16 protein-coding genes and 1 tRNA gene are annotated in these 18,958 nt (G+C 49.4%); 15 read left to right on the forward strand and 2 right to left on the reverse strand.

Annotated elements, in window-relative coordinates; translation table 11 throughout:
• The 7 genes from SynA1560_RS00440 to SynA1560_RS00470 all read left to right on the forward strand — a co-directional run bounded on the left by SynA1560_RS00440 (position 1) and on the right by SynA1560_RS00470 (position 7,757).
• On the forward strand, positions 1–687 hold the full coding sequence (locus tag SynA1560_RS00440; RefSeq protein ID WP_186500865.1) for a PIG-L deacetylase family protein: 687 nt from the start codon (positions 1–3) through the stop codon (positions 685–687).
• On the forward strand, positions 684–2,348 hold the full coding sequence (gene pseG, locus SynA1560_RS00445; protein WP_186500866.1) for a UDP-2,4-diacetamido-2,4,6-trideoxy-beta-L-altropyranose hydrolase: 1,665 nt from the start codon (positions 684–686) through the stop codon (positions 2,346–2,348). Before SynA1560_RS00440 ends, pseG begins: the two co-directional genes overlap by 4 nt.
• A gap of 29 nt (positions 2,349–2,377) precedes the next feature.
• Positions 2,378–2,941, forward strand: a complete 564-nt coding sequence (locus SynA1560_RS00450) for a formyltransferase family protein (RefSeq protein ID WP_370523168.1) — start codon at positions 2,378–2,380, stop codon at positions 2,939–2,941.
• A 62-nt stretch (positions 2,942–3,003) separates the two neighbouring features.
• Positions 3,004–3,753, forward strand: a complete 750-nt coding sequence (locus SynA1560_RS00455) for a methionyl-tRNA formyltransferase (protein ID WP_222930218.1) — start codon at positions 3,004–3,006, stop codon at positions 3,751–3,753.
• Positions 3,750–4,799, forward strand: coding sequence for a pseudaminic acid synthase (gene pseI / locus SynA1560_RS00460; RefSeq protein ID WP_186500867.1), 1,050 nt, complete (start codon positions 3,750–3,752; stop codon positions 4,797–4,799). The genes SynA1560_RS00455 and pseI overlap by 4 nt, the downstream gene beginning before the upstream one ends.
• 126 nt (positions 4,800–4,925) lie before the next feature.
• Positions 4,926–5,780 carry an SGNH/GDSL hydrolase family protein gene (locus SynA1560_RS00465; protein WP_186500868.1) on the forward strand — a complete coding sequence of 285 codons (855 nt, stop codon included), beginning with the start codon at positions 4,926–4,928 and terminating at the stop codon, positions 5,778–5,780.
• 156 nt (positions 5,781–5,936) lie between these two features.
• Positions 5,937–7,757 (forward strand): carbamoyltransferase C-terminal domain-containing protein, encoded by a 1,821-nt coding sequence (locus tag SynA1560_RS00470; RefSeq protein ID WP_186500869.1) that lies wholly within the window; start codon positions 5,937–5,939, stop codon positions 7,755–7,757.
• Positions 7,758–8,000: 243 nt separating this feature from the next.
• Here SynA1560_RS00470 and SynA1560_RS00475 read toward each other — a convergent pair whose 3' ends face one another.
• Complete coding sequence (locus tag SynA1560_RS00475) at positions 8,001–9,461, reverse strand: hypothetical protein (protein ID WP_186500870.1); 1,461 nt, start codon at positions 9,459–9,461, stop codon at positions 8,001–8,003.
• Between the two features lie 101 nt (positions 9,462–9,562).
• Positions 9,563–11,107, reverse strand: coding sequence for a DUF563 domain-containing protein (locus SynA1560_RS00480; RefSeq protein WP_186500871.1), 1,545 nt, complete (start codon positions 11,105–11,107; stop codon positions 9,563–9,565).
• 79 nt (positions 11,108–11,186) lie between these two features.
• Here SynA1560_RS00480 and SynA1560_RS00485 point away from each other — a divergent pair, with 79 nt between their 5' ends.
• The 8 genes from SynA1560_RS00485 (at position 11,187) to SynA1560_RS00520 (ending at position 18,943) form a co-directional block, all read left to right on the forward strand.
• Positions 11,187–12,662 (forward strand): hypothetical protein, encoded by a 1,476-nt coding sequence (locus tag SynA1560_RS00485; protein WP_186500872.1) that lies wholly within the window; start codon positions 11,187–11,189, stop codon positions 12,660–12,662.
• A gap of 296 nt (positions 12,663–12,958) precedes the next feature.
• Positions 12,959–13,144 carry a hypothetical protein gene (locus SynA1560_RS00490; protein ID WP_186500873.1) on the forward strand — a complete coding sequence of 62 codons (186 nt, stop codon included), beginning with the start codon at positions 12,959–12,961 and terminating at the stop codon, positions 13,142–13,144.
• A gap of 228 nt (positions 13,145–13,372) precedes the next feature.
• Positions 13,373–13,444 (forward strand) — tRNA-Gly (locus tag SynA1560_RS00495).
• A gap of 102 nt (positions 13,445–13,546) precedes the next feature.
• The gene (gene rfbA, locus SynA1560_RS00500; protein ID WP_186500874.1) at positions 13,547–14,488 is read left to right on the forward strand and encodes a glucose-1-phosphate thymidylyltransferase RfbA; all 942 of its coding nucleotides are present in this window, start codon (positions 13,547–13,549) and stop codon (positions 14,486–14,488) included.
• Positions 14,478–15,095, forward strand: coding sequence for a dTDP-4-dehydrorhamnose 3,5-epimerase (rfbC, locus tag SynA1560_RS00505; RefSeq protein WP_370523169.1), 618 nt, complete (start codon positions 14,478–14,480; stop codon positions 15,093–15,095). The genes rfbA and rfbC overlap by 11 nt, the downstream gene beginning before the upstream one ends.
• On the forward strand, positions 15,092–15,979 hold the full coding sequence (gene rfbD, locus SynA1560_RS00510; protein WP_186500875.1) for a dTDP-4-dehydrorhamnose reductase: 888 nt from the start codon (positions 15,092–15,094) through the stop codon (positions 15,977–15,979). The genes rfbC and rfbD overlap by 4 nt, the downstream gene beginning before the upstream one ends.
• The gene (locus tag SynA1560_RS00515) at positions 15,966–17,321 is read left to right on the forward strand and encodes a sugar transferase (protein WP_186500876.1); all 1,356 of its coding nucleotides are present in this window, start codon (positions 15,966–15,968) and stop codon (positions 17,319–17,321) included. Before rfbD ends, SynA1560_RS00515 begins: the two co-directional genes overlap by 14 nt.
• 110 nt (positions 17,322–17,431) lie before the next feature.
• A complete protein-coding gene (locus SynA1560_RS00520) occupies positions 17,432–18,943 on the forward strand; it encodes a hypothetical protein (RefSeq protein WP_186500877.1) in 1,512 nt (503 codons plus the stop codon).
• Positions 18,944–18,958: the final 15 nt, after the last annotated feature.

An 18,958-nucleotide genomic window follows, 5' to 3' on the forward strand; every position in this document is an offset into this window, starting at 1 on the left:
ATGTCACGTGTCCTCGTTGTAGCCGCCCATCCCGATGACGAAGTGCTCGGTTGCGGCGGAACCATTGCTCGCCATGTCGATGCAGGCGATCAGGTGCAAGTATTAATCGTTGCGGAGGGCTCAACGTCACGCCAGCAAGAGCGCGATCGAGCCCAAGTTCGAGATGAACTTTCAGCCCTTGCTCAAGCTGCACAAACGGCTGGATCCATCCTTGGTGCAGCGGGGGTGGAGCTCCTCGATCTTCCTGATAACCGCTTGGATTCCTTGGATCGTCTGGCTCTCATTAAGCGCATTGAAGAATGCGTTGAGCGCCATCAACCCAAGTGTGTTTACGTTCACCATGCTGGTGATGTGAATGTCGACCATCGCCGATTGCATGAGGCGGTGGTGACGGCATGCAGGCCTACGCCGGGTCATGTGGTGAAGCGGTTGCTCAGTTTTGAAGTGGCGAGCAGCACGGAATGGCAGCCACCGGGCTCTGCCCCGGCCTTCCAGCCCAACTGGTTTGTGGACATTTCAGATCAATGGGAGCGCAAACGGGAAGCTCTGATGGCCTACTCAAGCGAAATGCGCGACTGGCCCCATGCCCGCTCCCTTGAGGCTATAGAGCACATAGCACGCTGGCGCGGCGCGCAGGTGGGAGTTGCGGCAGCAGAAGCGTTTTGCCTGCTTCGGCAGCTCGTATGACACGCATCCTCATCCGCTGCGATGCATCCCTGCTGATCGGCAGTGGTCATGTGATCCGCTGCCGCACATTGGCTCGTGAGCTGCAGCGCCGTGGTGCAGAGGTTTGTTTTTTATGTCGTCGCCAGCCCGGTGATCTGATTGGCCTGCTGGAGCAGGAGTTCCAGGTATTGGCCTTGCCAGAGCAGCCCTTGGTCGCCTGCGAAGGCTTGGAGGGAAGTGATCTTTATGGTGCCTGGCTTGGTTGTACTCAGGAGCAGGATGCCGCCCAGTGCCTTGAGGTTCTTGCTGTAGCCGGGATCAACCGCATTAGCTGGATCGTGGCAGACCACTACGGCCTGGATGTCAGCTGGGAAGAGCAACTGGTTGCGGGTTTGCCCGGGACCGATGCAGGCCCCCAGCTCCTGGTGATCGATGACTTGGCCGATCGGCCTCACCAGGCTGATCTGTTGCTGGATCAGAACTTCTTTGGTGAGGCCACGCATCAGCGTTATCAGGATCTGGTGCCGCCGCAGTGCCGCCAACTTCTTGGCCCCCATTACGCCCTGCTGGGGCCGGAATATGCCCAGCTGCATCCTCTGGTGGTGCCCCGCACCGAGCTGCGTCAGGTGTTGGTGTTCTTCGGGGGAGTGGATCCGTCCAATCTCACTGGTCGGGCGCTGGAGGCCTTGATGGATCCCCCGCTGGCTGATCTGGCGGTGGATGTGGTGCTAGGGCTTCAAAGCCCCCACCGCCAGCCGGTGGCCGAGCTAGTGGCCCGTAGGCCTCACACCACCCTGCACGGACCACTGCCGAGCTTGGCGGGGTTAATCGCCAGGGCAGATCTGGCGATCGGCGCAGGTGGTGCCACCACGTGGGAAAGATCCTGTCTTCGGCTTCCGACCTTAGTGGTGGCCATTGCTGCAAATCAGCTCCCTTTCGCGGAGGCCCTTGATCAGGCTGGTCATCTCCAGCTCTTGGGAGTTGGCGCCAGCGTGACGGCTGAGCAGATCCGCTCCGCGCTGTTGGCTCGAATGACCGAGTCGAAGCCTGAAAAAGCAGCTCCTGCGCTGACTGATGGCTGGGGTGCACTCCGCCTCTCGATGGCGATGCTGGGCCACCAGGGGGCAATCAGTCTGCGACCGGCTACAGCTGCCGACGAAGCCCTGCTGTTGCACTGGGCCAACGATCCTCAGGTGCGCGCCAACAGCTTCTCGTCGGAGCCAATTGCACCAAAGGATCACCACCACTGGTTTCAGAAAGGTCTGACAGACCCGAACCGACTATTGCTGATCGCCACGACAGTAGACGGGTGTCCCATCGGCCAGATCCGCTTTGATCGACAGTTCGGCAGCGCTCAAGCTGATGTCAGTGAGGCTGCTGTTGATCTTTCTCTCGATCGTTGTGCCCGTGGCCATGGTCTGGCTGCTGCGCTGGTGCGCTTAGGTCTTCAAGCACTGGAACAACACTGGGGTCCTTCTGTTGAGGCCGTGGCTGAGGTGCTCACGAGCAACATTGCCAGCAATGCCTGCTTTGCGCGCGCTGGCTTCACATCTGACTCAGAACTCCTTTCGGAGTCCTCCCTCCCCCGCTCTCGGGCGGTGAAGCGTTGGCATTGGCGCCCAGCCGCATTACTCTGCTCAGCGATCGTGGCAGTTGGCTCAATGCTTCTCTTCCAGATCTGATAACCGCGCTGTGGCAGCGGGGCCATGCAGTGCGCTGGATCCACACTCCGTCAGCTCTAGTCGCAGGCGATGTTTGCCTGTTGCTGAGCTGCGGTCGTTTGCTCAATGCTGATGAACTGGCGCTCCACCGCTACAACCTGGTGGTGCATGAGAGCGCCCTGCCTCAGGGTCAGGGCTGGAGTTCGATGACCTGGCAGATCCTGGAGGGGGCCAGCTCCATCCCAATCACCCTGTTTGAGGCTGTTGCTGATCTCGACGCCGGTCCCATCCACTTACAGCAGGAGATCACGCTCCACGGCCATGAGCTGGTGGATGAGTGGCGTGCCTTGCAAGCACGTGCCACTTTCGATCTCTGTTTGACCTGGTTTGATTGCCACCATGAGGTGGTCAAGGCAGCTCAGCCTCAGTGCGGCGAAGCCAGCTATTATCCCCACCGTCGGCCGGCTGACTCCAGGTTGGATCCAGAGCTTTCCCTAGCGGAGCAGTTCAATGTGTTGCGGGTGGTTGACAACCAGCGTTATCCGGCGTTTTTTTATGCGCACGGCCGGCGCTACATCCTGAATTTTCAATCTGATTGCGCTGATGAGGGGTAACGGAATCCCCCTGTTTGTCATGATGAGCAAATCGATTCCGTCGCTTGAGCATTGGGAATCACGTGCAACTGATAGGACACATTTCACCTCACCACCAATCCTCCTTGCTGCTGATCTCCAACCGTCCTTGGAACAGTGCATTGGCTGATCGACTTAGCCGACAACTCAGTCGTCCCGTTGAGAGCATTGCCGAACCCACCAAGCTCACCTCGGAAGCTGTAGCAGCGATCGATCCGCAGTGGATCTTCGTGCCACATTGGAGCCATCTGATCCCCGAATCGATCTGGGGCTCTTGGCCAACTGTCATCTTTCATATGACCGACCTGCCTTATGGGCGGGGCGGAAGTCCACTGCAGAACCTGATCGAGCGAGGCCACAGCAGCACCATGATTTCAGCCCTGCGCTGCGGCGCTGGCCTGGATACTGGTGACATTTACATTAAGCAGCCTTTGAGCCTTCATGGCAGCGCAGAAGAAATCTTTCTCAGGGCTGATGGGGTGATTGAGAAGATGATTGAAAAAATCGTGCGGGAGGAGCCTGTTGCCACACCCCAGCGGGGAGATCCAGTGCTGTTCAGCCGACGAACTCCATGCCAGAGCAACCTGGTGACCTGCTCAAAAGGCGACTTGAGTTCCTGGTACGACCAGATTCGTATGCTCGACGCCGAGGGTTATCCCCATGCATTTCTAGAAGCTCTCGGCATGCGGCTGGAGTTTCGTCGCGTGTCCCAGCGCACTGATGGTCTTTATGCCGATGTGAGGATCGTGCCAATGTCACCAGACCAATCTGTGAACCAAGACATCCCCTCATGACCATCGAGATAGCCGGTCGTCCTATCGGTGCTGACCATCCGCCATTTGTGATTGCTGAAATGAGTGGCAATCACAATCAGAGCCTTGAACGAGCTTTAGAGATTGTTGAGGCTGCCGCCCAAGCTGGGGCTCACGCCATCAAGTTGCAGACCTACACCGCCGATACGATGACACTCGATGTGCGTGGCGGCAGCTTCGAGATCAACGATCCCGATTCCCTTTGGTCAGGCAAGAACCTGCATGATCTCTACAAACAGGCCTACACCCCCTGGGAATGGCATGCCCCGATCATGGACCGGGCTCGCGAGCTGGGGCTGATCTGCTTCAGCTCACCCTTTGATGAGACGGCAGTCGACTTTCTGCTGGATCTCGATGTGCCTGCTTTCAAGATCGCCAGCTTCGAGAACAGCCACCTGCCGCTGATAGAAAAGGCTGCGTCGACGGGTAAACCACTCATTATCTCCACAGGTATGGCAACTCTTGGGGAGTTGGAGCAGGCTGTTACAACCGCTAGAGACGCAGGTTGTGAACAACTTATTCTTCTAAAGTGCACGAGTACTTATCCAGCGACTCCTGAAAACACAAATATTTCAACAATTCCCCATTTGAAACAGTTGTTTGGAGCTGAAGTGGGGTTGAGTGATCACACCATGGGAGTAGGTGTTTCTGTTGCTTCAGTTGCTCTCGGTGCATCCGTGATTGAAAAGCACTTCACCCTCTCGCGTGCTGATGGTGGTGTCGACAGTGCATTTTCCTTAGAGCCGGCTGAGCTTAAAAGTCTGGTTGTAGAATCAAATCGTGCTTGGCAATCGATGGGTGAGGTTGCTTACGGCCCGACGGACGCAGAGATGAAGAATCTGGTTTTTCGACGTTCTATTTATGTTGTTGCAGACATAGCAATGGGAGAAATGTTTACAAATGAAAATTTGCGGATCGTTCGTCCAGGTGATGGTGCACCACCCTGGATGCTAAATATGCTATTGGGCCATGCTTCAAAATACAATTTTAAAGCCGGCACTGCACTAAGTATTCATAAGTTGTTTTGATTTGTTTTGCACTCTTGGGATGCCCGATATAGTCCCTATGAATTTTAGTGTGGACAATAGTGAGCCATGGCTTCCGACAGCGCCAGAAAGTAATTCATGCTATGATTGTAATATTTAATTATGATTATGGACCCAATTCAAAAACAAAAGATATTGAATAACTGGGCTTACGATTGTTGCTGTACTTATGATCACAACTATCAGGACGAGTATGTTCAAGCTAATCATAAAACCATTGGCAACTATGTTGTACACGGCTCTCTTTCCTCTAGGCCGTGGATAATGACATTAGGTGGTTCGACGACCTCCGCGGTACAAGGCGCAATGTGGAGCGAATATTTATATAATATTTTCAAGAGTGAAAATACGGAATGTTGCATCTTCAATGGAGGTTGTGGAGGCTATAATTCTTGGAACGAGTTGAATAAACTTGCTAGAGATATCCCAACTTTTAGGCCTGACATTATTATTTCCTATTCCGGGATTAATGATTACTATCTTCAGATTCATCAAGACAATCCATTGATGAACCAAACTGGCTTAAAAGAAATTTCTTCTCTAGATCTATTCAGATCTACTAATATTCCCAAGACGTCACTGGATCATGCTGATGTTTTTTTAGCTAGAAGCATTCAAATGAATGCTATATCAAGTTCATTCGGTTCTAAGTTTCTGCGAATTCTTCAGCCTACATTGGGATATGGCAATTACAAATACGACATCTTTGATCCTTTGGATTATAGTTTCATGCAAGTTGTTAATGAAAATAGTCTTGAAAGAGTCAAAAGACTTAAGCCTTTTTATGAAAAAATTATAGATAAGCTTTCCTCTGAGCCAGAAAGGTATAGTTTCCTCAAAAATGAAACATCATTATTCGATGATCAATCACGTTTGTTTGCTGATTTTAGGCATCCAAACCCCAGTGGCTATAGAATAATTGCACAAAGAATTTATCAACTGATTAAGGAGCTGCCATGTTGACGCTCGGTGAGGCTAAAAAGAGAAACATGCTCAAATTTCTGATCATGTGTAGTATTGTACCATTGACAAATATTTTTAAAATATCAAATCTTTTTAATCGAACTAATTCTAAGACGATCAAAACTACTTCCCTTTCTTATCCAATCCATTAATACGATGTCTAACGAAGTTCTCCTCGGAATATCTTGTGGTTTTCATGATTCGTCTGCAGCGCTTGTCGGGATAGATGGCAAGCAGTTATTTGCAAGCAGTGAAGAACGTTTTACTAGAATAAAAGGTGACAAATCCTTCCCCACACAATCCATTGAATACTGTTTAAGACTTGCAGATTCTTATGCATTTAACGTTAAGACTATTTGTCTTCATGAAAATATATTCAATAGAATATACAGTAAAAATATAATGACTCCATTGGTTGCATTGAAGTCATTATATAAAACTCTAAAGGCCAGCAATACACATTTAGATCAAGTCCATTTGGTTGCTAATCGACTCGGTCTTAATGCTAATGACGATGTTTACTTTAGCTCTCATCATCATTCGCATGCTTATGCCGCGTACTCAGCTGGTGATGGAAATGATGGCATGGTAATTGTCAATGATGCCATTGGTGAGAGATCAAGCGGGTTAGTTGCTGAGATAGTCAATGGAAAGCTGCTTAACACTACTTTAACACCAGTAAATCGTAGTTTAGGCTTAATGTACAGCCTGATTACAGTTTATTGTGGCTTTAAAGTGTTGACCGGAGAATATAAACTTATGGGGCTTGCTCCATATGGTGATCCAGTTTATTTTGAAGAACTTTGTTCTCTTTTCGGAGAACCAGATCGCAATGACTCCCCTAATCTTGGTGAGCTTGACATTTACAGCGACGAGTTATTTTATAAACCTTTAACTGATAAATTGAAATTTTTACCTAGGCCTACAAATTCAAAAGCGCCGATCCATCAGCGTTTCGCCGACTTGGCTTCTAGCATGCAAAAATACCTTGAAATAAGCACAATAACTTTAATTGAATCTCAATTAAATAGATCCACCGTTAGCCCGTGCAATACACTTTATTTAGGCGGTGGGGTTGCTTTAAACTGCAAGTTAAATTACATAATAGCAACCACCTTCAAGAGCCAATTTAATAATATTTATGCTTATCCTGCGAGTGGTGATGCTGGCTCATCAATTGGTGCTTGTATTAATTATATAGCTAATGCATGCTCGAAAACAATAAGTTCTCGACTTCCTTCGGTTATGTTGGGAGTAGATTCAACAGATATATCTCAATCAAAATCTGCCGATCTATTAATACGCCGACCTAACATTAATGATCAACGTTCACTTGAGTACGTAATACAGTCTCTCCAAAAGGGAAGGGTAGGAGCCGTCTTTGAAGGCCGAAGCGAATTCGGTCCACGAGCTTTAGGTAATAGATCAATAATTGCTGATCCGAGAAATCCCAAAGCTCTTGAATTCATCAATAGCAATATTAAAAATCGCGAGGATTTTCGCCCTTTAGCACCTGTTGTATTAGAAAGTGATGCCAGCGATATTTTTGAAATGCAACCAAACTCCTCCCAGCTTTATAAATATATGCTCACTCTGGCTCTTTCAAAAAACTATTTGCCAGTTAATGATAAAAAAAATAAAAACAATGAATCACTTGTAAAGTATATTACTGACGATCTATATCCTGCGATAGTGCATCAAGATGGCACAGCACGTATCCAGATTGTAAGTGAAAATGACAATACAATTATCTCTTCTTTGCTCACAGCCTATAAATTAGAATGTCAGTGTCCAATCCTTATAAATACATCATTTAATGTTAGAGGCGAGCCGATCGTTAATTCAAAAGAAGAAGCCATCAATTGTTTTATCAATTCATCATTAGATTTCATCATATTTGATGATTCTCTTGTCGTTAGAGAAGATCAAAATCCGCTTTCTTTAATTAAAGACACTACCACATTTGCATTAGATTAATGCCTTACATCTGATCACTCCTTTATGTGATTGTGCATTTGAGGCTATATTTTTGAAATTACGGCTATAGTTGTTTGACGAGTTAACAATCTCACCTCTACTATCCCACTCTCCCCAAAAGTTATTTGTGACAAAGGATCCTCTCTTGATATCCCTGATGTTTTACTTTGAATCAAACTTTTTTTGGGTAGAGTTTTTATTATAAATAATCAAGCCACAACATGTATGACTATAAAATCATATTTATTCAATGCTGATATATCCTTTTGAGCACAAAGCCCTCCAAATGATATTATTAATCAATGAGATATCGTGTTCAGAGCTTACATTATTGCTATCAATAGTCTTTTTCAATTTTTCCATATCTGGAAGAAAAGGGTTGTTAGGGTCTGAGCCGATTCCTTCGAATTTTATTGATATATTCATCTCTGTATTCCAAAGTGAGTAAGCTATTTCTTCGTATTTGTATATATCTTTCTTCTTGTCTAAAAGCATTCTCTTTGATTTTATCTCATTTATAAACCTATAGGTATCACGACTTAAATTTTCTGCTATATAGTCTCCACATTCTTCATATAACGAGGTTTTAGCAACAAGCATATTAAGTCTTACTGTTTGTGTAGTTAAGCGAATATCGAGCGCGAGGGATGAGTTGGGTACGATGGCGGCATCAATATATTTGCATAGGTCAATAGAGTTAATTCCATTTTGTTCCACTATGTGGAAGTTCTGAACTGCCCTATTTCTTAGCTTTTGAATCATTCTAGTAACAATTAGATCTTTATTATGAACACCCATTCTTCGCCAAAAATTAGGATGTATCCTTACTATGATCGCTATGTCATTGTCCATACTTGCAAGTCTATTTAAATCAAATAATAACTTTAACTGCTGCATCGGCAGAACACTCTGTGTATATCCTTCATCAAAGGTAGATGGAAAATATCCAATTATTTTTACATGGTTTGCCCTCATTTTATTTAGCCAATGAGTGTCATTACTGCTTTCATTGGACTCATTCAAAAATGCATAATGTGATGTTTGCTTATGCCCTTGTGAAATTTTTTCTTTTAATTCATGCACATGAGATAGTATTTTCTTTTTATTGATAGTTTTTCTCATACTCCTCTCTTTATGTTTCAAGAGTTTGTTTATCTTGTCTTTATCTAATGAGCATGTATTTCCTATCAAGAACTTAAATGAATTAGCAGTTACTCCTTTTTCATGCAAAATACAAGGAATGCCTTCTTTTTTGCATAAATTAAAAAACATATTAGACGTCGAAAATCTGCCATTAAAACAAAAGCCAATGTCAAATTCTTGAGATTTAAGCGCTTCAACCATGTTGGGTAATATCTTTTGCAGTTCCTTTCTTGTAGACACATAGTATTCACTTATGTTGTGATCTATCAGTCCATATGATCCAGTTCGTTGAGCAGTAAAAGTAGTTTCAAGCGAGGCTAGATCTAGAATATCGCTATAAGTTTGATCTAAAGGATATGACTCATCCCGATCCCGAGTGGACAATTCATGTACATCTATTGAGTATTTCCTTTTCAACAAGTCTTTTATCCAGCCACCCTGTGCTTGACACTCAAGGCATACATTTAATTTCTTGTCATTTGGGGTTGATTCTAAAGCCGGACATTTTGAGTAATAAGACTTACACATTAATATCGAAACATTAAAGCCCATCTCCTTCATTATTATCGACATATATATGTCTAATTGTGAATGAATCAACCAAATTGGAAATGGGATGAAAATAAGGATTTTGATGTTCTTATGATTGCTTATCCTGCTCTTCATAATATATTCATAAGAGTCTGTTGAATTAAATCTAGGGGGGCTTCAATGTCCGCAGTTCTTACTATATCTTTTTTATAATGATCGGTTAGATCATCTGACCTCACGGGGGACTTACATTTTATTGGATAATAGTTGAATTTACAGTAGCAAGCCATTTGAGCCATAGTTAATCCTGAACCATGATGGCAATAGTCCGGATGGTGTAGTTCTATAAGTGATAGGTTATGTTTTGAATACAAACAATTAATCAATCCGGCTGAATGTGCGCCTACTACGATGCGAGCATTGGAAAAAAGGCTGATTTGTTCGAAAATTGTTAAATTTGATGCCTTTATTGTTTCAAAATTTAGTTGTTTTAGCAAGCGTTGTAACTCTTCTTCGTTAAGAACTTTTCTGTATTCTGCGTCATCTCTGGATAAATAAAGATAATGCCCGCCATGCTTTATTTTTTCTTCCTCTTTCTCTTCGGCTAGCTCCTGGAACCATTTTTCTGTCGTACTAAAAGATAATGTTTTGTCAAATTTTGGAGGTAAAACTATTCTATTGGCTTTTAAGATTATCGAAGGGGGAATTCTTAAAGAATTAATTATATTTTTTTTGTCGATATCCAGCATTTTTAATGTGTCAAGCTGATATTTCTTTTCTATATTGTCAAAAATAAAGTTGTTTATTTTGAATGATATTCCTTTTGCTTTAATATGGAGCAGCTTTGATAAAACATCTCTTGTCCAATGAGCATAATTAGGGGCATGTCGAACTGTACAGATTGCAGTCAGTCCCTCACAATTACTTATTTGGCTGCTATTTGTAATGTATCTGATTTTCAATGAGTAGCCTAAAAGTTTCGTTGAGTGATGAGAATGGCTTTCTATTACCGCATCTCTATCTATGTCATATATAACTATTCCATAGCCAGTAGATAAAATCAGAAAGTTCCCTTTTACATAGTAGGTATTTTGATCTTTGCAAGATTTACTTAGCTGGAGGCTATTCCGAAAATTAATGATGCTTCTGTCTATCTTATTCTCATTTTTGCTCTCAAAAATACCTTTCATTTCAAATTCATCCGTAGGAGATCTTAATTGTGGAAACAATGTGCTTTTTTTAAAGTCTTGAGCATTTACAGTCTTCGGCTCTAAGGATGTTTCCCATGCCGACCTAATAATATTAAAAGGAATATCAAGAATATCAAAAGATTGCCAATTGCTTATAAATTTTAGTTTCTGATTCAACAGGTAGGTTATTATTCTTAGCTCGGGATTGCAGGGGTCTAAAACAAGATTAATTGCGATAAGTCTATTTATGCATAATCTTGCCACCTCTTTGCCCCTTCGCGATCTTATCTCATAGTAATAATGCAGTGTTTGTTCCACATGTTGTAGATCTATATCTGTATGGCATTCACTTTTTGTATTAATCGCGTAACCGTATAAGTCCTTTACTCCTTCAATTGTTTCTTGACTGATCAGAGCTTCGATCTTTTGTATGGCTTCACTCTCCTTTGTTTCTGATTTTTGCTGTTGATCTCCGAAGATAGCCATCCTTTTACCAAAACACATTGTCTTGCAACCTTGGTGCGATATCTATATAATTTAATATTATACCTGGCGAGGTATCTGTATGCAAGCTGATCCTTTTTATGGTGAATATTTGCGACAGTATTATTTGATTTCTGACTTAATAACTACCCGTAGTATTGACGGATTGTGCCAATTTAGGTCATCTCCATTTGTTCGCTTAGACAAGCAGTGTTGGGGTTCGGCTGCAACGATTTTTTTCCCAGAAACTGTACTTCGCGTACTTATGTCTTTAAATAGTTTCAATTACAGCTCGTTTGATATTCACTCTCTGCATATATGTTTTCTGATTGTTATTCGAGATCGTTATCTCCGCTCGGCTTTTTGTGGCTGGCTGCACTCTTCTAGTATGCCTTCTCTCAGTCACTTCGCCAATTCGCTTGAGCTGTCTGATTTTGATGGCATAAGTTTGCATATCCATGCTCAGATTATGAAATATTATAGGGAGTGTGCTGACTTTTCCGGCTTCTTGGCCACCACTGTTTTACGGGATCCACTTGTTCTTGGTTATGATATTGAAGTTGTGGATTCTCGTAGATCTTGTTATTTAAATACCTACGAGCTTAGGTCAAAATTTGATTCGCAATCTAAAAAAGACGCTCCTGGAATTGATTGTTGCTTGTCGCCCTCAGTGGTTCACTGGCTGCGTGCCCATTCGATCGATTTTTGGAGTATTGAAGAGAGAAAAAATTTAAAAAATTTTCTTACACCCTCATTGTCTAATCACCTAACCTTGGTTCTGCCTGACGCCAATCTAGGTATTGGGGATTATGTCTGGGAGATATCCAAAATCTTATCTTGCAGCGCTTTCTCCGGATGCTATCAAATCGTGCCATTGAAACAATCTTATGCTCTTATTGATTTCATCAGCAAAAGATTTCGAGCCCGTAAAAGCAATTTTGAGATTTTAGCGCGATATCCTGCATGTCTCGATCGATACGATCGCATTACATCGCTTTATTATTTATGGTCAGACTTAATTCCCTATTTGCCACTTGAACCGGAATCAAATTTTTGCATCCCTTCCTTGGTTGAGAATACTACTCTTTGCCTCTCTGGGAGTTTGAAAATTGGTATCCATGCGTACTCCAGGAATAAAAATAAAAAAGGCCATTCTTATGGGATCTCTTGGGTAGATTGGATTCTTCAGAATACATTGCATTCTATTATCCTCCTCCATCCCGTTTTAGATAAAAATGATATTGATTTCTTTGCTCATGCTTTGGCAGCTTATCCAGGCAGAATATCTTTTCCCCCTAGACCAGTTGCCGCTAATCCAGACGAGCTTTTTCGATGTATTCAGGGCCTTGATGTTGTTATAGGTGTCTCCTCTACCTCGGTTTGCATCTCGTCTGTAATTGGCGTGCCTACTTATGTTCTTCTTCCCTCATCATTAATTATGAGCAAATGGTCCGCCATGCCTGAATATCTCCAATCTAATACTACGTTGATTTGCATTGCTAAGCGTGATAGTGCCGTTGAGTCAATTGGCCAAATTTTTTCTAAGGTTGATGCCTGATTTAATTGTTCAGAATTTATCTGCTTGTGTTAGCTCGGGTTGTTGTGCTTGTAATGTGTCGGGTGGTAGGTTTATGATTTCGGGCTGCTGTTGTTTATTCGTTTAGGTTTTTTGTTTTTGGACAAGATGGGTCTTAATACTTTAGGGCTCAATTTATATTGCCTGGGTGTGTATCTCCTTTAATGCTTTGTTTTTATAATTCAACTCTTTTGATTATTGCTGTCTTGGAAAAAACTTTTGCTTGTATTGCTTGCATGTTTTCTTCGTCGGTGTGTGTTTGAGCCTTGTCTGTAATTATGGCGAGTGATTACTTTTTCGGCGATACACCTTCCCTGGCCGTTTTGTCTTTGGCAAACGCAGCCTTGGCTCTGTCGATTCATTGCCGTTTTGTTGAAGTGTTGCTGAGCGGAATTTTGGGTCGGGGTTTGTATGGGGCTGCCGTTGTTGACTCAACCCTGTCTGCGCAACTGCGTGAGCTCTAATAGTTGGTCTTGGCTTCGGTCGGATCGTTTTGGTCCCCGTAAGCTCTCCGTGTCGTTAGCCATTGATGAGCTTGTGAGACTGAGGTTTTGGCTGACTCCCATGGTCCTCACTCGCTTTTTGGCCGCTCCCTGGAAGTCTTGTGCATCCCATTGCTGCCTCCCGCTTGACCCAGGGGCCCTCTGTGCTGCATCCTTTCCAAGTCGCGGGGGGTTGCCCAGGCGTCAACTGCGGATGTAGCTCAGTGGTAGAGCATCTCCTTGCCAAGGAGAGGGTCGAGAGTTCGAATCTCTTCATCCGCTTTTGAGTTCTCACTGTTTGTTCAGGCAGTATTTCTTAGAGGTAACAGCCGAGCGCAAGTGATCTTCATGCTGAAATAGCTCGGCTTACTGCCTATTCACTCGATGCGGCGCAAGGGGATCATCTTGGCTGGCGGCAGCGGAACCCGATTGGCACCGCTCACCACAGCGGTGAGCAAGCAGCTGATGCCGGTCTATGACAAGCCGATGATCCATTACCCGCTTAGCACGCTGATGCTGGCGGGCATCCGCGAGGTGCTGATCATCACCACCCCCCACGATCAGGCGGCGTTTCAGCGCCTGCTTGGGGATGGCAGCGCCTGGGGGATGACCATCGCCTACGCCGTGCAGCCGAGCCCGGATGGTCTGGCCCAGGCGTTTCTGATCGGTGCTGATTTTCTCGATGGTGCCTCTGCGGCTCTGGTTCTGGGCGATAACCTCTTCCATGGCCATGAACTGATCCCGCAGCTGCAGGCGGCCACAGCGCGTGACCAGGGGGGCACCGTGTTTGGCTATCCCGTGCGTGATCCCGAGCGTTACGGCGTGGTGGAGTTCGATGCCGACGGCTGCGCCCTGAGCATCGAGGAGAAACCGGCCCAGCCCCGCAGCCGTTACGCCGTCACCGGTTTGTATTTCTACGACGCTTCGGTGGTGGAGCGGGCCCGTGCGGTGCAGCCCTCGGCACGTGGTGAGCTGGAGATCACAAGCCTGAACCAGATGTATCTGGAGGAGCAGCAGCTCACGGTGGAACTGATGGGCCGTGGCATGGCCTGGCTCGACACCGGCACCTTTGACTCTCTGCACGAGGCGGGGTCCTACATCCGCACTCTTGAGCAACGGCAGGGGTTGAAGGTGGGCTGCCCGGAGGAGGTAGCCTGGCGCCAAGGTTGGATCGATGCCGATCAGTTGGAGCAGCTGGCCCAGCCGCTGCTCAAGAGCGGTTATGGCCGCTATCTGCAGCAGCTGCTGGAGGAGCCCAGCGGGGTGCATGCGTTGCTGCAGCGCAACCTGGAAGGCCGCACCTCGGAGATCAGCCGTGCCCGCTGAAACGCTGCTGATGGTCTCCGGTCAGCCCATGGCCGGCCCGCTGTTGATCACCCCCCAGGTGTTCGGTGATGACCGCGGCTTTTTCTACGAGAGCTGGAATGAGCGCCGCTTTCGCCAGGACCTGATCGCAGCCGGTGTGCCCGCCGCCGAGGCTGAGGGCCTGCAGTTCCGTCAGGACAACCATTCCCGCTCCAGCCGCGGCGTGTTGCGAGGGCTGCATTTCCAGTTGCCGCCTGAACCCCAGGGCAAGTTGGTGCGTTGCAGTGAGGGCAGCATTTTTGATGTGGCGGTGGATCTGCGCTGCACCTCCCCCAGTTACGGCCAATGGGTGGGGGCGACGCTGTCGTCAGAGAACCATCAGCAGTTGTGGGTGCCGGTGGGGTTCGCCCATGGCTTCCTCACTCTCAGCGATGTGGCCGAAGTGCAATACAAGGCCAGTGGCTTCTGGAACCGCGACTGCGAACGGTCCTTGCGTTGGGACGATCCATCGATGGCGATTGATTGGCCGTTGCCGCAGGCCGGTGTGAGCGAACCGCTCCTGGCCGCAAAGGATGCAGAGGCGCCTGATCTAGCGGCCTTGGTTGCTGCGGGTGAGGTTTTCCCTTGAAGGTTCTGCTTACTGGTGCCGGCGGACAGCTGGGTCAGGCGTTGTGCGACTCGGTGCCGTCAGGCCTTGAGTTGATCGCCACAGGCCGCCAGCAGCTGGATCTGGCCGATGCCCAGGCCTGCCGTGCAGCGGTGGCTCAGCACCGGCCGGATTGGGTGCTGAATGCCGGTGCGTACACCGCTGTGGATAAGGCGGAATCGGAACCCAAATTGGCGCAGGCGGTGAATGCTGGGGCACCGCGTGCTTTCGCTGAAGCGTTGGCGGAGCACGGCGGCCGCTTGCTGCAGGTCAGCACTGATTTTGTGTTCAACGGCCAGCAGGGTCACCCCTACTATCCCGACCAGCTACGCCAGCCCCTCGGCGTCTACGGCGCCAGCAAGGCTGCGGGGGAAGAGGCGGTAGCAGCGGTCCTGGGATGTGGCGACTCTGGCGTGGCCACGATTCTGCGCACCAGCTGGGCGTATGGCCCGGTGGGCCGCAATTTTCTGCTCACGATGCTGCGCTTGCATCGCCTCAAGGCTGAGGCGGGTGAACCGTTGTCGGTGGTGGCCGATCAGGTGGGGTGTCCTACGTCAACGCTGGGTTTGGCCCAGGCTTGCTGGGCGGTGATCCAGCAGCAGGTGGCGGGCATCCATCACTGGAGCGATGCCGGTGCGGCCAGTTGGTACGACTTCGCAGTCGCCATTGGTGAGCTGGCGTCCGCCCATGGCTTGATCGCCAAGGCCGCTCAGGTGCGGCCGATCATGGCAGCGCAGTACCCCACACCAGCCCAGCGTCCCGCTTATTCCCTGCTCGACTGCGCGGCCACGCGTCAGCAGCTCCACCTGCAGCCGCAGCACTGGCGCGTGGCCCTGGAGGAGGTCATCCATCATGTGGATGCATGATCCGCGCACGCTGATCCTGCGGGCGTTGCTGCTGGATGCGGCCGGTCAGCTGCTGATCCTGGGCTTGATCCTCTGGATTCCGTCCTTGCTCGGGTGGACGATTGGTGGCAGCAGCCTGGAGTGGCAGGGCGGCTGGCTGTTGTTCTCGCTGCTGCTCTATCCCCTGCTGGGCTGGCTGTTCGGTAGCTATACGGTTTTGCGCTGGCGTCGTCTCACCCTGCCGGTGCTGTTGCAGCGGCTGGTGATCACCGCTGCCGTGTTCGTGATGGTGGTGGCTTTCGCCCGCTGGCTGATCAATCCTGTCGATGCGGTGTGGCTGGTGTACCGGCGGGTGCAGTTGGTGTGGATGCTGGGCCTCACCGGCTGGGCTCTGCTGGTGCGCCTAGCGCTGCGGCGTGGGCTGCTGCTGCCTGACGCGCCCCGACTGTTGCTGTTGGCCCAGCCGAACGACATTCACACCGTGCTCACCGCCTGGCGGCGCGTGCCTCACCGCCAGCGCCTGTCGCCTGTGGATGCGCTGCGCTTGCAACGGCGCCTGGATCAACCCGAGCAACCGTTGCTGGTGGCCGTGAGTGCGGAGCTGCGACGGGATCCCAGCCAGCGTGCGTTGCTGGAGAGCCTGGAGATGCGCGATCCCCGCGTCGTCCGCAGCGTGTCGGTGCTCAGCCTGTTTGAACAGCAGCAGGAACGGCTGCCACCCGTGTTGATGGGGGACGTTCCCTTCACCTACGACGATCTGCCCTGGGCCGCCACCTTCAGCGTTCAGGCCCAGCTCAAGCGCATGGCTGATCTGGTGGTGGCACTGGTGTTGTTGCTGCTGACGGCGCCGTTCATCGCCGTGGCGGCCTTGCTGATTTGGCTTGAGGATCGAGGACCGATCTTTTATTCACAGCAGCGCAGCGGCTGGCTGGGGCGGCCCTTCACCGTCTTGAAGCTGCGCACCATGTCGGTGCAACCGGCCGATGCCCCGGCGGAGTGGACCCTGGTCGGCGACCAGCGCATCACCGCCATCGGTGGCGTCCTCCGCCGGGTGCGGCTGGACGAGCTACCGCAGCTGCTGAACGTGCTCAACGGCGAGATGAGCCTGATCGGTCCTCGGCCTGAGCGGCCGGAGCTGGAGCATCAACTGGAGCGCAGCATTCCCCATTACCGCAAGCGTCACTGGATGCGCCCTGGCCTCAGTGGTTGGGCCCAGGTGTGTGCTCCCTATGCCAGCAGCATCGAGGATTCAGACCTCAAGCTCTCTTACGACCTCTATTACCTGCGGCACTTCAGCACCTGGCTGGATCTGGTGATCCTGTTCCGCACGATCAAGACGGTGCTGAAGGCGGGAGGGCGCTGAGCTCTCAGCGCTTCCTCAGTAAGTCGTCACGGCTTGGACAGCATTCAGTCACATCTCGGCCATGCGCTTTCTGTACGTTGAACATGTAAAGCTTCGAGGTGGCGTCCGCCATGTGCCTGCTGTGTGATCAAGCACGCGGACAGCAGTTTCAGGCTAGTCAGCGTGCGGATGGACGGGCCTTGTACGGGCTTTCGATCGCGCCAGCTGAATTGCTTGACGATGGCAGTGTGGCGGTGACGCGCCAGTCGATAGCCACCGATAGCGTGCTCGATTACTACTTGCATACGCCTGGCGGTGCGGTGACCGTGTCCGGGGGCGGATTCGGCGAGCAAATCATCCAATCGGTGTCGATCTCAGCGGCGGATCAGCACTATTTCAACGCCATGGTGCGTCGACTCGACAGCCTTATTGAGTTGGATTTCCGTCAGGTGGGTTCTGCGGATGCGGCCGATGTTGATCTCTACTACGACACTGAGATTGATATTGGTGGTGGTGGCAACACGCTCGGATTAGCCACCACCAGTGGGTTTGGGGGTTGGGAGCTTTTCATCAACTATCCCGAGGTTGAATTTGACGAGGCTTATCGCCGCTATGTGCTGATCCATGAGTTCGGTCATGCTCTTGGCCTGGAGCACCCCTTTGAAGCCGGTGATGGCGACGTCTTGAACGGCATCACTGATCCTTGGCGCAGTGCCTACCCGGAAGACACGGTGATGGCCTACCGCAATCCGGCTACTGGGGTTTGGCCTGAGTTCTTTACCAGTAACGATCTACAGGCTTTGATTCAGATTTGGGGCTCGGAATCCTCCGATGGAGCCACCGACACTCGATTATTGGTGGTGAGTGGTGGCAGTGAGGTGTCCGATCTCACGAGTCAGTGGTTGGGGGCTAATGCTGGTGCTTTGGCGATTCAAGACGATGTGTCCCGCAGTGTGCAGGTAAGCACCAGCAGCTGGAGTGACACGCTGCTGGTGAATCGGGTTGCTCGCGCTGGTATTGGTGGTAACGACATCCAGGCCAAGCAGCTCATTTTTGACGCCTCCCGTTCGCCTGTGGAACAGGACATCACCGTCATGGCATCCGTATTGGAGGGCAGCGATCAGGCGGAAACCCTGCGTGGCCTGGCTGGTTGGGACATCCTGGATGCCAGAGGTGGTGATGACCTGGTGCATGGCGGCAACGGCCGCGACATCATTTCCGGTGGCACCGGTGCGGATGAGCTGCACGGTGATTTCGGTTGGAACACGTACACCGATCAGCGCGATGCGGCGGCAGATTTGATTGCGATCAAGTCGGATCAGTTCCTCGAGAATTACTGGTATGCCTCCGCTGGCAACAATCCATTAGGGCAGAAGGCAGACATCATCGAGGGCCTTGATGCCGTCGACCAGATCAAGATCCTGGGCGTGAGCACAGATCGTCTGTCCTTTGCCGATGCTTCAGTCCATGGACTCTCAGGGGTCGGCATCTTTGCCGATGGCATCCTCGAAGCGCTCTATACCGGCGGTGACTTGAACAGCGACCAACTCTCTGCCATGACAAGCGGCGATGCATCAGAAGCGATCTTGAACAATCAGTTCTGGAGCTACCGCTTTGGGCCGGAAGCGCCTGCCCTCACTTGATCGCTCGGCGCAGGC

Source organism: Synechococcus sp. A15-60 (assembly GCF_014280095.1).
In the GTDB taxonomy this organism is placed as follows: Bacteria; Cyanobacteriota; Cyanobacteriia; order PCC-6307; family Cyanobiaceae; genus Synechococcus_C.

Coding starts and splice junctions, on each gene's coding strand:
- SynA1560_RS00480 (WP_186500871.1), bottom strand. CDS start 11,107: ATGGCTATCTTCGGAGATCAACAGCAAAAATCAGAAACAAAGGAGAGT.
- SynA1560_RS00465 (WP_186500868.1), top strand. CDS start 4,926: ATGGACCCAATTCAAAAACAAAAGATATTGAATAACTGGGCTTACGAT.
- SynA1560_RS00515 (WP_186500876.1), top strand. CDS start 15,966: ATGTGGATGCATGATCCGCGCACGCTGATCCTGCGGGCGTTGCTGCTG.
- SynA1560_RS00470 (WP_186500869.1), top strand. CDS start 5,937: ATGTCTAACGAAGTTCTCCTCGGAATATCTTGTGGTTTTCATGATTCG.
- SynA1560_RS00490 (WP_186500873.1), top strand. CDS start 12,959: ATGGCGAGTGATTACTTTTTCGGCGATACACCTTCCCTGGCCGTTTTG.
- SynA1560_RS00440 (WP_186500865.1), top strand. CDS start 1: ATGTCACGTGTCCTCGTTGTAGCCGCCCATCCCGATGACGAAGTGCTC.
- pseG (WP_186500866.1), top strand. CDS start 684: ATGACACGCATCCTCATCCGCTGCGATGCATCCCTGCTGATCGGCAGT.
- SynA1560_RS00475 (WP_186500870.1), bottom strand. CDS start 9,461: ATGAAGGAGATGGGCTTTAATGTTTCGATATTAATGTGTAAGTCTTAT.
- SynA1560_RS00485 (WP_186500872.1), top strand. CDS start 11,187: ATGCAAGCTGATCCTTTTTATGGTGAATATTTGCGACAGTATTATTTG.
- pseI (WP_186500867.1), top strand. CDS start 3,750: ATGACCATCGAGATAGCCGGTCGTCCTATCGGTGCTGACCATCCGCCA.
- SynA1560_RS00520 (WP_186500877.1), top strand. CDS start 17,432: ATGTGCCTGCTGTGTGATCAAGCACGCGGACAGCAGTTTCAGGCTAGT.
- rfbA (WP_186500874.1), top strand. CDS start 13,547: ATGCGGCGCAAGGGGATCATCTTGGCTGGCGGCAGCGGAACCCGATTG.